Source organism: Ignavibacteria bacterium, assembly GCA_036262055.1.
Classification (GTDB): Bacteria; Bacteroidota; Ignavibacteria; order Tepidaquicellales; family Tepidaquicellaceae; genus DATAJP01.
The window spans coordinates 241,439-255,982 of sequence record DATAJP010000002.1; the positions used below are offsets into that span (position 1 = coordinate 241,439).

Sequence of the window (14,544 nt, forward strand, 5' to 3'; positions counted from 1 at the left end):
GATGAGACAAATTGAGACGACCACTGCAGTCATTTTAAAGATGCTGATGAATAAAGATGTGTTCAGCAGGGCTGAAGCAGAAGAAAACTTAAACGGAGCATGCAAAGGAATACTCGGAGTTGATTATGGTTTTATAAAAAGTCTTCCTGTTGAGACGGTTTCGGCAATGCTAAGCTTCAATGCCGACATTGATATAAATAAATTTTTTGCGGTTGCAAAGTTGTTTGAGCTTGACAGCATGATAACCGAAGATGAAGCTTCAAAAAATAATCTTAAAGAAAAATCGATTTATTTTTATAACATAGTCTTGAGTGAAATGGAAACGCTTGCGATTGACAACGTCGAGATGAAACAGGAAATCATTAAAAGTCTTACTTCACTTAGTGAAGCTCAATCAAACTAAAAAGAAATTAAAATTAATTTAAAAATATAATGTCAACTACAACTACATACAAAGGCGTGGATTATTATGACCTCGATGAGTTATACACCGATGAAGAGAAATCTATCCGCGATACCATAAGAGATTTTGTTAATGAAGAAGTTCTGCCGATTATCGAAGAGTATAACCAGGAAATGCAGTTCCCTACTCAGCTTGTTCCAAAAATGGGAGAGCTTGGAGTGTTCGGTCCGACTTTGCCGGAGGAATACGGCGGAATGGGCGTGAACAATATTGCATACGGTTTGATTATGCAGGAGCTCGAGCGCGGCGACAGCGGAGTGAGAAGTTTCGCATCAGTGCAGTCATCGCTCGTTATGTATCCGATTTATACTTTCGGAAGCGAAGAGCAAAAGAAACATTGGCTTCCAAAGCTTGCGAGGGCAGAAGCAATCGGATGTTTCGGATTGACCGAACCTGATTTCGGAAGCAACCCGGGCGGTATGATTACAAAAGCGGAAAAAGTTGACGGCGGATATTTATTGAACGGAGCAAAGATGTGGATTACAAACGGAACGGTTGCAGATGTTGCGGTTGTATGGGCAAAGCTCGATGGAAAAGTCCGCGGCTTCTTAGTTGAAAAAGGAACGAAAGGATTTACCGCTCCTGAAATGAAAGGAAAGCTTTCACTAAGAGCATCAATTACATCTGAATTGGTTTTTGAAGACTGCCTGATTCCCGAAGCAAACCTGATGCCGAACAGCAGCGGTTTAAAATCACCTCTTATGTGTTTAACACAGGCGAGATACGGAATTGCGTGGGGAGTAACGGGAATGGCGATGGAATGCTACAATACAGCGCTTAATTATTCCAAGTCAAGAATAATGTTTAACAAACCTCTCGCAGCGTTTCAGATTACACAGGAAAAGCTTGCATATATGCTTACTGAAATTACAAAAGCACAGTTGTTGAATTACCGTCTTGGTAAATTAAAAGATTCAGGAAAAATGAGACCTCAGCAGGTTTCACTTGCAAAGAGAAACAATTGCGAGATTGCAAAAAACATTGCATCGATGGCACGGGAAATGCTCGGCGCTAATGGTATTCTTGATGAATATCCGATAATGAGGCACCTTAATAATATCGAATCCGTAAAAACATACGAGGGCACACATGAAATGCACACGCTAATTCTTGGCGAAGACGTAACGGGAATAGCCGCGTTTGAAGGGTAAAATTTCAGAATTAAAAGTGAGTAGTGCAAATAATAGAAACACAAAATCTTTCCAAGTCTTTCGATAATAAAACTTACGCTGTAAATAATTTATCGTTTTCTCTTTCAGCAGGCGAAGTCCTTGGGTTTTTGGGACCTAACGGCTCAGGAAAAACCACAACCGTCAGATTACTTAACGGCATACTAAATCCAACTGCAGGAAAAATTTTCATAAAAGGAAAAGAATTAAGTTACGATAATGCTTCCGATGTTCATTCCATTTCCGGTGTATTAACCGAGAATGCCGAATTTTATAATTACCTGACCGGTTATGAAAATCTAGTTTTCTTTGGAACGTTGTTTGGAATAAATTCAACTGAACTAAAATCCAGGTGCAGTGAGCTTCTAAAAAGATTCGATATATATGATGAAAAAGATAAACAGGTAAAAAATTACAGCACGGGAATGAAAAAGCGTTTGAAGCTTGCGCGAGCATTTTTGAACAATCCCCAGATTGTTTTTCTTGATGAACCAACCTCCGGGCTTGACCCTGAAGGCGCAAAGATGGTAAATGATTTCATCAAACAGGCAGCTGAAGATTTTCACGTTACGGTTTTTCTTTGCACGCATCAATTAAAATATGCAGAAGATATTTGTTCAATTTATGGATTTATAGATGAAGGCAAATTAATTGCTTTTGGAAAATTTAGTGAGTTGTCTAATGGTGTGGATAATTCTGTTTATCTTGAAATTAAAGGAGAAAACTTCCCTGCCGGATTTAAAGCAACTAATAATTTTTTGTCCATAAAGATTGAAGACAATAAAGATGCTGACCGAATAATCCGAGAGATTATTTTAAATAACGGCAAGATATATGAGGCAGTCCAAAGAAAAATAAACCTTGAAGAACTTTACTTTGCAATTCAGAAAAGGAACAGCATAAACAATAATGCAGAATAATTTATATAGGGCAATAGTCGGAAAAGATTTAAAAACGGTGTTCAGCGACAGGCTTATTTATCTGCCGTTTATACTTGTCCCAATTATATTTTGCCTGCTTCTTCCTGCAGGAATTTATATCGGCACAATTTTTTCAAATTCAATGAAAGAGGATTTTAATTCAATTCCGTTTCCTGACATAAATGATACATTTACGGACAAAGATAAGCTGGTTGCATTTGCATTGGGATTTATGTTCCCGCCATTATTCTTGATTATACCGATTATGACTGCAAGCATAATTGCGGGGACAGGATTTGTCGGAGAGAAAGAAAACAGAACAATAGAGTCCATTTTATATACCAACGTTACAATCAATCAATTGTTTAAGGCAAAAATATTATCGGCATTAGTACCCTCACTGTCCATAACATTTGTATCGTTTATCTTATTTTTTATTGCAAACATTTTAGGAATATACATTGTCGGTTCTCAGTATGAGTTTCCGTATGCAAAGTGGATTGTTTTAGTTTTATGGTTGTGTCCGGCAGTTACATTACTTGCAATATTCATGATGGTGCTTGTTTCCGCCAAAGCAAAAACATTTCAGGAAGCTCAGCAGAGAACAGTTTTTATTATTTTACCTATTATTTTTCTCATTTTGGGACAGGTTTCAGGATTATTTTATTTGAATTCTTTGATAATATTTACAATAGGTTTGTTTATTTTTATATTAAATTATTTTTTATTCAAAAAAGCGGTTAGTTCATATACACCTGAAAAGCTTGTAGCATAATTTATGAAAACATTTGACATCCCGATATTTTACAGAAGCCCGGTTATTTCAAAACTGAAAAACATCCGGAAGGTTTCCGATCCGAGGAAAAAAGATTACTCACCAACCAAACTCGATTTCGGTCCGGTAGTGTTTTATATCGCGCGTCATTTCGGATTTTGTTACGGTGTCGAGAATGCAATTGAAATTTCATATAAAGCGCTTGCTGAAAATCCCGATAAAAGAATTTTTCTTTTGAGTGAGATGATTCATAATCCTGAGGTCAATAAAGATTTAATAAACCGCGGAGTGAAATTCTTAACAGAAACATCAGGAAAGCAATTGATTGACTGGAGTGAATTAAAGCCCGAAGATATTGTTATTATCCCTGCATTCGGAACTACACTTGAAATTGAAAACAAACTTTCATCAATCGGCATTGACCCGTTGAAATATAACACGACTTGTCCTTTTGTGGAAAAAGTCTGGAACCGCGCCGAAACACTGGGAAAATCAGGACATACAATAATCGTTCACGGAAAATACAAGCACGAGGAAACCCGCGCAACTTTTTCGCATAGCGAAGAAAATGCTCCGACAATGATTGTCCGTGATATTGACGAAACAAAAATTTTAGCTGATTACATTTTAGGAAAAATTTCGACGGATGAGTTTTATGATTTCTTCAAGAACAGGTTCTCGAATAACTTTGACCCTGAAAAACATCTCGATAAAATCGGGGTTGTGAATCAAACTACAATGCTTGCAACTGAAACGCAGTCAATTGCAGATTATCTGAAGCAAGCAATGATTCAGAAATACGGCGATGAAAACATAAAAGAACATTTTGCGGACACCCGCGATACGCTTTGTTATGCAACTCATGATAACCAGAATGCAACTTACGGCTTGCTTGAACAGGATGCGGATATTGCCATCGTTGTGGGAGGGTACAACAGTTCAAACACATCACATATCGTTGAGCTTTGTGAAGAAAAACTTCCGACATATTTCATAAGCTCTGCTGAAAAAATTCTTGACAGAAATACAATCACGCATTACAACATACACACGCACGAGTTTTTAACCACAAAGAATTTCATTCCTGAAAAAAATCCGGTGAAAATTATCCTGACAAGCGGAGCGTCTTGCCCCGACTCTATTGTAGATGACGTGCTTCAGAAAATACTTTCATATTTTCCTGAGCACAAAACTTTGGACGAGGTTTTAACTTCTATTAGTTTAAATTAAATCTTAAGTAAGTTTTTTCAATGCAGTTTCGAGGTTTTTAATCACATCGTTAATCTCATCTTTCTTGACCGTTCCGACACTCAATCTGAACCAGTGTGAAGCTTCGGACGTTCCGAATGCATAAAAAGGAACAAGCCCCATTTTTGCTTCATTGATTAAATAACGTGTGATGTCGTGTGAATCATTTATGATATTTCCATCAGGTTTAATTCTGCCGTTTAGATCAAATTTCACGGTTAGATAAATTGCTGCCTGCGGAGGAATGACCTCAATTGGGTACCCTTTCGCTTTTAGTGATAACAACCCTTCATAAAATTTATTCAGGCGGTAGCTGACTTCGTCTTTCAAGTTATCAAGATAACCGTCAACTGCTTCATCATTTTTTAAGAAATGCGAAGTTGCAATCTGCTCGGGCTTCGGAGCCCATGCGCCCATATGGGCAATGAATGTTTTCATCCTGTCGGTGATTGAAGCAGGGGCAAGTGACCATCCTAAACGCACACCGGTTGCAGCAAAATATTTTGAGATACCGTCAACATAAACGGTATAATTTTTCATTTCAGGATATACATGAACAGGGCTGACGTGCTCAACACCGTTATATGTCAACGCCCAATAAATCTGGTCGAACATAAGATAAACTGGCTTTTCGTCATCTCCGCGTCTGTCATTTTCTTCGAGAATAACTTCACAGATTTCTTTCATCATGTCGTACGTTAAAACAGTTCCCGTCGGATTTAAAGGTGAACATAATGAAATTAAAGCTGTATCTTTAATAAACGGCTTTATGTCACTTGCAGTCGGCATGAAATTATTTTCAGGGAACGTCTCAATGACTATATGCTCTGCAAAAGAGATATGAGCATAGTGATTATTATTCCAGGAAGGAACAGGATAGATTACATTCTCACCCGGGTTTACAAGTGTTGAAAATGTTGAAAAAATTAACGGACGCGCACCACTTGCAACGGTTATTTCATCAGGTGAATAATGCAGGTCTTCTTTGCGTTGAATAAAAGTGGATATTGCTTTTTTTAATTCAGGCATTCCGCCGGCAATAGGATAGTTTGTATCGTGACGCTGATACGCTTTTATTATTTCTTCTTCAAGAAGCTTGGGAATTGGAAAAATGTGTGAGTTAAAATCGCCGATGGTGAGATTAAAAACTTTCTCGCCGTTTCTAATTTTTTCGTTAAGCTCATTTGCAAGCTTTACAATTTCGGAGAAAATTAAATTCTCCGCCATATCGGAAACTTTTAAGTTCAGTTCTTTTTCCATTAAATAACTTTTATTGAATAAAAAATTAATTATGCGTTTACTGATTCGTTCTGAAACATCTTGCTGAATTCTCTTTTCTTTCTGTTCTTCCAATTGCCTTTATGATAAGCATATCCTGAAATCAACGGCATCGCAATTGTTGCTTCGCAGTAGACCATTTGTTCGTAGGTCATGTCAACTTTTCCCCATGAGCTTGCTTCTTTCAATGTTGAACCTGAAAGCGCACCATCTCTATCGTCTGCAACAGTAACCTGAATTGCATACTTGTGCATCGGGACATCTTTGCCTAATATCTCTGCTGCAACAACAGTATCCTGCGCAAAGTTTTTCGGGACACCTCCGCCAATCATGTATAAGCCGGTTTCAAAAGCATCAAGCTTTAATTTTGTAAGCTCAAGAAAATCTTTTGCCGAGTCAATAGAAACATGCGAATCGGGATTATGAAACTGATGATGAACCAATCCGAATCCTGCAGAACAGTCCGAGAACGCAGGCACAAAAATCGGAACATTGTGTTCATATGCAGCAAGCACAACAGAGTCTTTATTCTTTCCGTTCTTTGAGAGATACTCACCCATGTGCCATATAAACTCACGTGATGAGTATGGTCTTCTTTCAAGAGTGTCACATAGATTTCCGATTATCATATCGCACTCTCTTAAGTCTTCTTCATCGATATATGTATCATAAATTCTGTCAATCATTAATTCACGCAAAACATTATCATCTGCAAACTGATTTCCTTTATAATGTTTGAAGCCAAGTCCTTCAAAGAAATCCTGGTCAACCATAATAGCGCCCGTTGAAACGATTGCATCAACCATGTTATTGCGAACCATGTCCACTACAACATTTTTTAATCCTGCTGAAAAAAGTGAGCCTGCTAAACACAACATAACTGAACAATTAGGGTCAGAAAGCATCATGTCATAATACTCGGCAGCTTTTGCCAAATCTCTCGATGAAAAAGCCATGTCTTTCATGTCATCAACAAGCGGAACTACATTATGTTTTTTGATGTCAATGTGCTGGATTGTCTCTTTTAGGAAGTCTTTCTTTGTCGCCATATCTCGATAAATTTAAATAAATTAATGTTTGATAAATATATGTATTTTAAAAGGTTTAATAAATGAAAAAGGGGCTTCCCGCCCCTTAAATAATTGTAAAATTTAGGAAATTATTTTAGCAACATCATTTTCTTTACATCTGAGAAATTGTTTGATTCGAGTTTGTAAATATAAACTCCCGAAGCTAAGTTTGATGCGTTGAAATCAAAGTCATATGTTCCTGCAATGAGGTTTTCGTTTATTAGAGTTGCAACCTCTTTGCCGAGTGAGTTATAAACTTTCAGCTTTACGTGTCCTGTTACGGGAACTTCGAACTTAATCGAAGTGCTCGGATTGAACGGATTAGGATAGTTCTGATGAAGCTTGAAGCTTGCAGGAACTTCAGTTGATGTGTTTACGATTCCTGTCGGGTTATCGGCGCCTTCACCAACATTCAAAACTTCTTTTTGCCCGCTTGCATCATTCTGAACGAATGCAACTGTAGAAACAAGAGAGTCAATCCATGATGCCTGTCTTTTATATTTAAATATAAACTGATGCGTTCCTGCGCTTGTCGGCAATGTTGTTCCGGTCATATCAGGCAAACCCAATAAAAATACATGCGGAAAATACATTTCGCCGTTTGAACCGGGAGGAGTAACATATTGAATATATTTCTGCGTTGCCATTACTCTCAGCTTATAATCACCTGCAGGCAAATTTGAAGGAATGTTTATTGTAACTGTCGCTCTTATTGTATCTCCGGCAATCCTCTGGTCTATAACTGTAATCAAAACCTGCGGAGTAATTGCTTTCCTTGTGTTAAATGCATTATCAAGATTTGTCTGGTTGAATGGCCAGATATCAGCAAAGCAATTTCCGTCACCTTTAAGCCAAGGAACAGCATTAACGTCTGAATAATATCCTCCCCTTCTTTGTTCTACTTGGGTCGGATTTGCATTATACATCGGGTCAAAGCCGGGAAAGTTTGTATGATATTTTATTCCGATTATGCTGTCACCTTTGGATTCCATATATGCTCTCAACGTCGGGTTACTTGCAGCGCATGGTCCGCATGAAGCATTTGTAAACTCTTCAAATAAAACTTTTTTATTTTGTGCATAGCCTGTACCGGATACTATGACCACAATCAAAATCAGTAATAATTTTTTCATAGCAAGATATTTAATTTATTAAAACTTAGTGAAAATTTATCAAAAATTAAAGATTTTAAACCATTAAAATTTAACATTATATTCCCATTTTATGAATAGAAAGTAATATATAGAAAATATAAATTATGACCGTAAAATATGAATAAAATACTGTAAATACAGATATTTTTATGCAAAAGCGAAAAGAGTTTTTTTTCAATAGAGAGTTAAGCTGGATTGAATTTAACCGAAGAGTCCTCGAGGAAGCTCAGGATATCACAAACCCTCTTCTCGAAAGAGTAAAATTTCTTTCAATATTCTCAAACAATCTCGATGAGTTTTTTATGATTCGCGTATCGGGATTGAAACGTCAGATTGTCAGCGACGTGAACGAACTTTCTGTTGACGGAATGAGCGCGCAAGAGCAGATTACCGAAATCTGGAATAAACTTGTTCCGCTTGTCGATGAACAATACAAAACTTTTAACGAAGTCATTACCCCGCAGCTCAGAGAAAACAACATCAACATTTTTAAATATGATGAGCTGATTGAATCCGATAAATTGGCCGTCAATGAATATTTCGATAAAGAACTCTTTCCAATTTTAACTCCTCTTGCAATTGACAACGTTCATCCGTTTCCGAATCTTGTAAACAGAAGTCTTGCGCTTGCAATTATTCTCGATGACCCGACTACTGACGAGAACGAAGAAAAAGTTTGTGTAATCCAGATACCGAGCAACATTCCAAGGTTTTACAAAATTAACACTCTTGAAGGATACCAATATATTTCAACTGAAGAAATAATCCGCGCAAACGTTAATAAGCTTTTTCCGGGAATGCACTCAACCGATTGTTTTAGTTTCAGAATCACACGCAATGCAGATCTTGAACTTGAAGAAGAAGAAGCGGATGATTTATTAAAATTAATCGAGGAAGAAGTTAAAAAAAGAAGATTGGGAATCCTTATCCGTCTTGAAGTCGATAAAAAAATGCCTGATAAGCTTTTGAATTTTCTTGTAAACCTTTTAAAAGTTAAAGAATACGAAATCTATAAAATGGATGGCTTAATGAACTTAGCCGACCTTATGGAATTATATAAAATAGATTTACGTAATCTTAAATATGAGGGTTTTACTCCGCGCATATCTTCTTACTTTAGGGAAGCGGAGGATGATTTCTTTAAAGCAATTTCACAGCGTGATATACTGCTTCATCATCCATTTTATTCTTTCTCATCTGTCAGCGAGTTCGTTGCGCAAGCAGCGGAAGACCCTAATGTTTATGCAATAAAGCTTACATTATATAGAACAAGCGGTGACTCCCCTATTATTAAGTCATTAATTGAAGCTGCCGAAAACGGCAAGCAGGTAACAGCAGTAGTTGAATTGAAAGCACGCTTCGATGAAGAGAACAATATCATCTGGGCGCGCGCACTTGAGAAAGCAGGTGTGCATGTCGTATACGGACTTGTCGGTTTGAAAACTCACTGCAAGCTTGCGCTTGTTGTCAGAAAAGAAGAAGGCGGAATGCGCAGATACCTGCATATGGGAACGGGAAATTACAATCCTGCAACATCAAAAATTTATACTGACTTTGGATTATTCACATGTAATGAAAGCTTTGGAAAAGATGCATCGAATTTGTTTAATTATCTGACGGGCTATTCAAAGCAATTAAATTTTGAAAAATTCATAGTTGCCCCGGTATTCTTAAGAAAAAAATTACTCTCATTAATTGATAAAGAAATTGCATCTCATAAAGAATATGGTAACGGAAGAATTATTGTAAAAAATAATGCGTTGATGGATAACGATATTATTTTAAAATTATATGAAGCTTCCAAAGCAGGTGTTAAAATCGACATGATAGTCCGCGGAATTTGTTCGCTTAAGCCAAACATCGAAGGACTTAGCGAAAATATTATGGTGCAGAGTATTGTCGGAAGATTTTTGGAGCACAGCAGGGCATATTATTTCAATAATAACGGGAATTCTTCTGTATATCTCGGAAGCGCCGACTGGATGGAAAGAAATTTTGACAGACGCGTCGAAGTATTATTCCCGATTGAAGATAAAGGAATTAAAGAAGACATTATTGAAATACTTGAATTATATTTAAGCGATAATGTCAAATCAAGAGTTTTGCTTCCCGATGGCAGTTATATCAGAAAGCGAAGAAATGCAAGCGATCAGAAAATAAATATTCAGGAATATTTTTTGAAAAAGGTAAAGAGCAAACACGAAAAGGAAATCAAGGAAGAAGTCCGAAAAAAAGTTATGGAACACGACGCATTGAAAATAAAAATTTACGATTAACGATACTTGCCAAAACGAACCGACATTAAATCCATTCTCATAATCGGCAGCGGACCTATTGTTATCGGTCAGGCATGCGAGTTTGATTATTCAGGAACACAAGCCGTCAAAGCCCTCAAAGAAGAAGGTTACAGAGTCATTCTCATAAACTCCAATCCTGCAACCATAATGACAGACCCTGAGATTGCCGATGCAACTTACATCGAGCCAATCACTGCCGAGTTCATAGAGAAAATTATCATCAAAGAAAAACCGGATGCAATTCTTCCGACTATGGGCGGACAGACTGCTTTAAATGCAGCAATGGATTTATACGAAAAGGGAATTTTAGAAAAATACGGCATTGAGTTGATAGGAGCAAAGGTTGAACCGATAAAGAAAGCCGAATCACGCGAATTGTTCAATCTTGCTATGGAAAAAATCGGGCTTGAGGTTGCAAAAGGAAGGTTTGTCCATTCAACCGAAGATGCAAAAGAATTTATAAAAGAAATCGGTTTTCCTGTTATCATAAGACCTTCATTTACTCTTGGCGGAACAGGCGGAGGAACTGCATACAACATCGAAGAGTTTGAGACAAAAGTCATGCGCGGAATTACTGCGTCGCCAATTGGAGAAGTATTAATCGAAGAATCTCTCATCGGCTGGAAAGAGTTTGAGCTTGAAGTTATGAGAGACATTAATGATAATTTTGTTGTTATATGTTCAATAGAGAATTTTGATCCGATGGGTGTGCATACGGGAGATTCGATAACAGTTGCACCTGCGCAGACACTCAGCGACAGGCAGTATCAGGTTTTGCGTGATGCAGCGAAGAAAGTAATTTCCGAAATCGGTGTTGAAACAGGGGGTTCAAACATTCAGTTTGCGGTAAATCCCGATACGGGTCGTGTGATTGTAATCGAAATGAATCCTCGCGTATCGCGAAGCTCTGCGCTTGCATCGAAAGCAACGGGATTCCCCATTGCAAAAATTGCCGCGAAGCTTGCTGTGGGTTATACACTTGATGAAATTCCAAATGATATTACAAAAACAACTCCTGCAAGCTTTGAGCCGGTAATTGATTATATCGTAGTTAAAATTCCGAGATGGGATTTTGATAAGTTCCGTTCATCGAATCCTGAAAGCGATGTGCTTGGAGTCCAGATGAAATCCGTTGGTGAGGCAATGTCCATAGGAAGAAATTTTAAAGAAGCTTTTCAGAAAGCAATCCGTTCTTTAGAAACCGGGAGAGCAGGATTTGGAGCAGATGGAAAAGATGTATTTGATACGGAATATTTGCTTAACCTTAATAAAAAAGAAAAGCAGGAACTGAAAGAAAAAATTTTGACAAAGCTTATGGTCCCGCGAAGTGATAATATTTTTTGGATTAGATATGCAATGCTTGTAGATGCAACGATTGATGAAATTTTTGAAGCTACAAAAATTGACAGATGGTTTTTGTGTCAGCTTAAAGACATTGTTGAGGCTGAACTGGAATTATATAATTATAGTTTATAATTAAATTAGGAGTATTTTGAGTAGCTCGTACGAGCACAAAGGAAAAAAGTATTTAGCATTACTCTCACTCACCGCACTCGGAGTTGTTTACGGCGACATAGGAACAAGTCCCCTCTATGCACTCAAAGAATGTTTTCATGGTCCGCATGCAATACCGCTTACCCATGATAATATTTATGGCATCCTCTCACTTATTTTCTGGTCGTTAATATTAATTATCTCAATTAAATATTCCATTCTTGTTCTGCGCGCTGATAACGAAGGTGAAGGCGGAATACTTGCATTGATGGCGCTTGTTAACAACAAGATATCGGGAAAAACTAAAGCAATTATTATCGCTCTGGCATTATTTGGTGCAGCACTGCTTTATGGCGATGGAATTATCACACCTGCCATTTCCATATTATCTGCAGTTGAAGGACTTTCAGTTGCTACTCCTTACTTTGATCATTTTATATTACCAATTACAATAGTAATCATAATTATCCTTTTTCTTTTTCAGAAAAAAGGGACAAGCGGTATTGGAAAAATTTTCGGACCAATTACATTAATCTGGTTCACGACGCTTGCGGTATTAGGAATAAGCTGGATTATACAAAATCCTTCCGTGCTTGCTTCTGTAAATCCATATTGGGGCGTAAACTTTTTCATTGAAAACGGATTTCACGGATTTATTATTTTAGGTTCGGTATTTCTTGTTGTAACGGGGGGTGAAGCTTTATATGCTGATCTTGGACATTTCGGAAGATTCCCTATAAGAGCTGCATGGTTCATTATTGTTTTGCCGGGATTAACATTAAATTACTTCGGGCAGGGTGCCTTTCTGCTTGCAAGACCTGACAAAGTTAGTAACCCATTTTATAATATGGGACCGGAATGGGCTTTATATCCTATGGTTATTATAGCAACATTTGCCGCAATAATTGCATCACAAGCGGTAATATCCGGCGCATTCTCACTTACGTTCCAAGCATTACAATTGGGTTATTTACCAAGGTTAAAGATAGATTATACGTCTGAAAAAGAAGCAGGGCAAATATATATTCCCCGTTTAAATTATTTAATGTGCGCTGCTGTTATATTGCTCGTGATTAGTTTTGAAACATCAAGCAATTTAGCAGCAGCATACGGTATTGCAGTTTCATCGACTATGGTTACGACTACTATCTTATTATTTATTGCGATGACAAGACTTTGGAAATGGAAGCTGCCTTTTGCAATTGCAGTCGCAGGGTTTTTCTTTGTAATTGATATTGCTTTTTGGAGTTCAAACATGCTTAAACTTTGGCAGGGTGGATGGTTCCCGCTGTTGTTTGGTGCGCTAATTTATTTTATTATGACTACATGGAAACATGGACGAAGAGAGCTTATGGATAAAATTCAGAAAGAAACGCAGCCGATTGAAAATATTATTGAGGATTTAATAAGCACGAGAATGTTCACGATTCCCGGAACGGCAATTTATATGTCAAGCAACAGAAAAAGCACACCGCCGCCGCTTATTTTAAACATCAGGCATCATAAGCTTTTGCATAAGCAGATTATCATTTTAAATATCAGTTACCTTAAAGTTCCGCACGTAAAACTCGAAGAAAAAATTGAGATAGAAAATCCACTCGAGGGATTTTATAAAGTAATTGCGTTCTATGGATTTATGGATAAAACTAATATAGATGAAGTAATTCATGTATTAAATGAGCGCGGAATTAAAGTTGACAAAAACAAAACTACATTCTTCCTCGGCAGAGAATCGCTTTTAGTTAAAGATAAAAATATTTTCCATCGTTTGAGAAATAAAATTTTTGTTCTCCTTTCTAACAACTCACAGCGCGCAACCGAGTTTTTTAATTTGCCGAATGATAAAGTTTTTGAAGTCGGCACTCAGGTGGAACTCTGATAAGTTTTTTCCGTTATTATTAAAATAACAAAACCTTAACTAAATTTTGAAATTATGCAGGCAGTCATATTAGCCGCAGGTATCGGCGGCAGATTAAAACCTTTAACCGAAGATTTGCCAAAATGTCTTCTGAAAATCGGAGACACAAATATTTTGCAAATTACAATAGACAATTTGATTGACAATGGAATCGAAGAATTTATCATGGTAACAGGTTATCGTGAAGAACTTATAAAAAATTACATAGCATACAATTTTACAAAACTTAAAGTCCGCTATGTAACAAATGAAGACTACGCTAAAACAAATTCCGCATATGGACTTTGCCTTGCAAAAGATTTAATTCGTGATGAAGACATTTATTTATTGGATGCCGACATATTATTTGAAAGTGATGTTATACGAAAACTAAATAATTCTCATCTTGAGAATCCGGCAGCTGTTAATATAACCTCCGATTTAAATAATGAAATGGTAAAAGTTGCGTGTGATATGGACAATCGTATTACTAAAATAGGTAAAAACATAGACTTAGCCGGTGCAATTGGAGAAGCAACCGGCATTTACCGTCTTTCTTCATATTATATGCAAAACTTATTCGGTATATTGAGTAAAGACATGGAGAACCCCGCTAACAGGAACGAACCTCACGAGGTTTATCTCCAAAAAATGGCTGATACGAACGAAAAACGGAACAGCCAGCATGCTATTGATGTTTCAGATTGTATATGCATCGAAATAGATACCGAAGAAGATTATGAACAGGCAAAGAAATTATGGAATGAAAAGAAATAATT

The 14,544-nt window shown here is 37.1% G+C and carries 12 protein-coding genes; 9 read left to right on the plus strand and 3 right to left on the minus strand.

What is annotated here, in order from left to right:
- Nucleotide 1: 1 nt before the first annotated feature.
- Genes VHP32_02790 through VHP32_02810 form a run of 5 tightly spaced genes read left to right on the plus strand, consistent with a single transcriptional unit; the run spans nucleotide 2 to nucleotide 4,557 of the window.
- The gene (locus VHP32_02790) at nucleotides 2-403 is read left to right on the plus strand and encodes a hypothetical protein (GenBank protein ID HEX2786805.1); all 402 of its coding nucleotides are present in this window, start codon (nucleotides 2-4) and stop codon (nucleotides 401-403) included.
- Between the two features lie 29 nt (nucleotides 404-432).
- Nucleotides 433-1,614, plus strand: coding sequence for an acyl-CoA dehydrogenase family protein (locus VHP32_02795; GenBank protein HEX2786806.1), 1,182 nt, complete (start codon nucleotides 433-435; stop codon nucleotides 1,612-1,614).
- 23 nt (nucleotides 1,615-1,637) lie between these two features.
- The gene (locus tag VHP32_02800; protein HEX2786807.1) at nucleotides 1,638-2,552 is read left to right on the plus strand and encodes an ABC transporter ATP-binding protein; all 915 of its coding nucleotides are present in this window, start codon (nucleotides 1,638-1,640) and stop codon (nucleotides 2,550-2,552) included.
- Nucleotides 2,542-3,327: an ABC transporter permease subunit gene (locus tag VHP32_02805; protein HEX2786808.1), complete on the plus strand. Its 786-nt coding sequence runs from the start codon at nucleotides 2,542-2,544 to the stop codon at nucleotides 3,325-3,327. The genes VHP32_02800 and VHP32_02805 overlap by 11 nt, the downstream gene beginning before the upstream one ends.
- A 3-nt stretch (nucleotides 3,328-3,330) precedes the next feature.
- The gene (locus VHP32_02810) at nucleotides 3,331-4,557 is read left to right on the plus strand and encodes a 4-hydroxy-3-methylbut-2-enyl diphosphate reductase (GenBank protein HEX2786809.1); all 1,227 of its coding nucleotides are present in this window, start codon (nucleotides 3,331-3,333) and stop codon (nucleotides 4,555-4,557) included.
- 3 nt (nucleotides 4,558-4,560) lie between these two features.
- Here the strand turns inward: VHP32_02810 and VHP32_02815 are convergent, their stop codons facing one another.
- The 3 genes from VHP32_02815 to VHP32_02825 form a co-directional block, all read right to left on the minus strand.
- The gene (locus VHP32_02815) at nucleotides 4,561-5,835 is read right to left on the minus strand and encodes an aminotransferase class I/II-fold pyridoxal phosphate-dependent enzyme (protein HEX2786810.1); all 1,275 of its coding nucleotides are present in this window, start codon (nucleotides 5,833-5,835) and stop codon (nucleotides 4,561-4,563) included.
- Nucleotides 5,836-5,864: 29 nt separating this feature from the next.
- On the minus strand, nucleotides 5,865-6,902 hold the full coding sequence (locus VHP32_02820; protein ID HEX2786811.1) for a deoxyhypusine synthase: 1,038 nt from the start codon (nucleotides 6,900-6,902) through the stop codon (nucleotides 5,865-5,867).
- 110 nt (nucleotides 6,903-7,012) lie between these two features.
- Nucleotides 7,013-8,056: a T9SS type A sorting domain-containing protein gene (locus tag VHP32_02825; GenBank protein HEX2786812.1), complete on the minus strand. Its 1,044-nt coding sequence runs from the start codon at nucleotides 8,054-8,056 to the stop codon at nucleotides 7,013-7,015.
- Between the two features lie 170 nt (nucleotides 8,057-8,226).
- On the opposite strand from VHP32_02825, the gene ppk1 reads away from it, so the two are divergent.
- Genes ppk1 through VHP32_02845 form a run of 4 tightly spaced genes read left to right on the plus strand, consistent with a single transcriptional unit; the run spans nucleotide 8,227 to nucleotide 14,542 of the window.
- Nucleotides 8,227-10,353: a polyphosphate kinase 1 gene (gene ppk1, locus VHP32_02830; protein HEX2786813.1), complete on the plus strand. Its 2,127-nt coding sequence runs from the start codon at nucleotides 8,227-8,229 to the stop codon at nucleotides 10,351-10,353.
- A gap of 6 nt (nucleotides 10,354-10,359) precedes the next feature.
- Entirely contained in the window at nucleotides 10,360-11,850 is a 1,491-nt protein-coding gene (gene carB / locus VHP32_02835; protein ID HEX2786814.1) for a carbamoyl-phosphate synthase large subunit, read from the plus strand.
- Between the two features lie 16 nt (nucleotides 11,851-11,866).
- Nucleotides 11,867-13,747: a potassium transporter Kup gene (locus VHP32_02840; protein HEX2786815.1), complete on the plus strand. Its 1,881-nt coding sequence runs from the start codon at nucleotides 11,867-11,869 to the stop codon at nucleotides 13,745-13,747.
- Nucleotides 13,748-13,801: 54 nt separating this feature from the next.
- Nucleotides 13,802-14,542 (plus strand): phosphocholine cytidylyltransferase family protein, encoded by a 741-nt coding sequence (locus VHP32_02845; protein HEX2786816.1) that lies wholly within the window; start codon nucleotides 13,802-13,804, stop codon nucleotides 14,540-14,542.
- The last annotated feature ends 2 nt before the right edge of the window (nucleotides 14,543-14,544 follow it).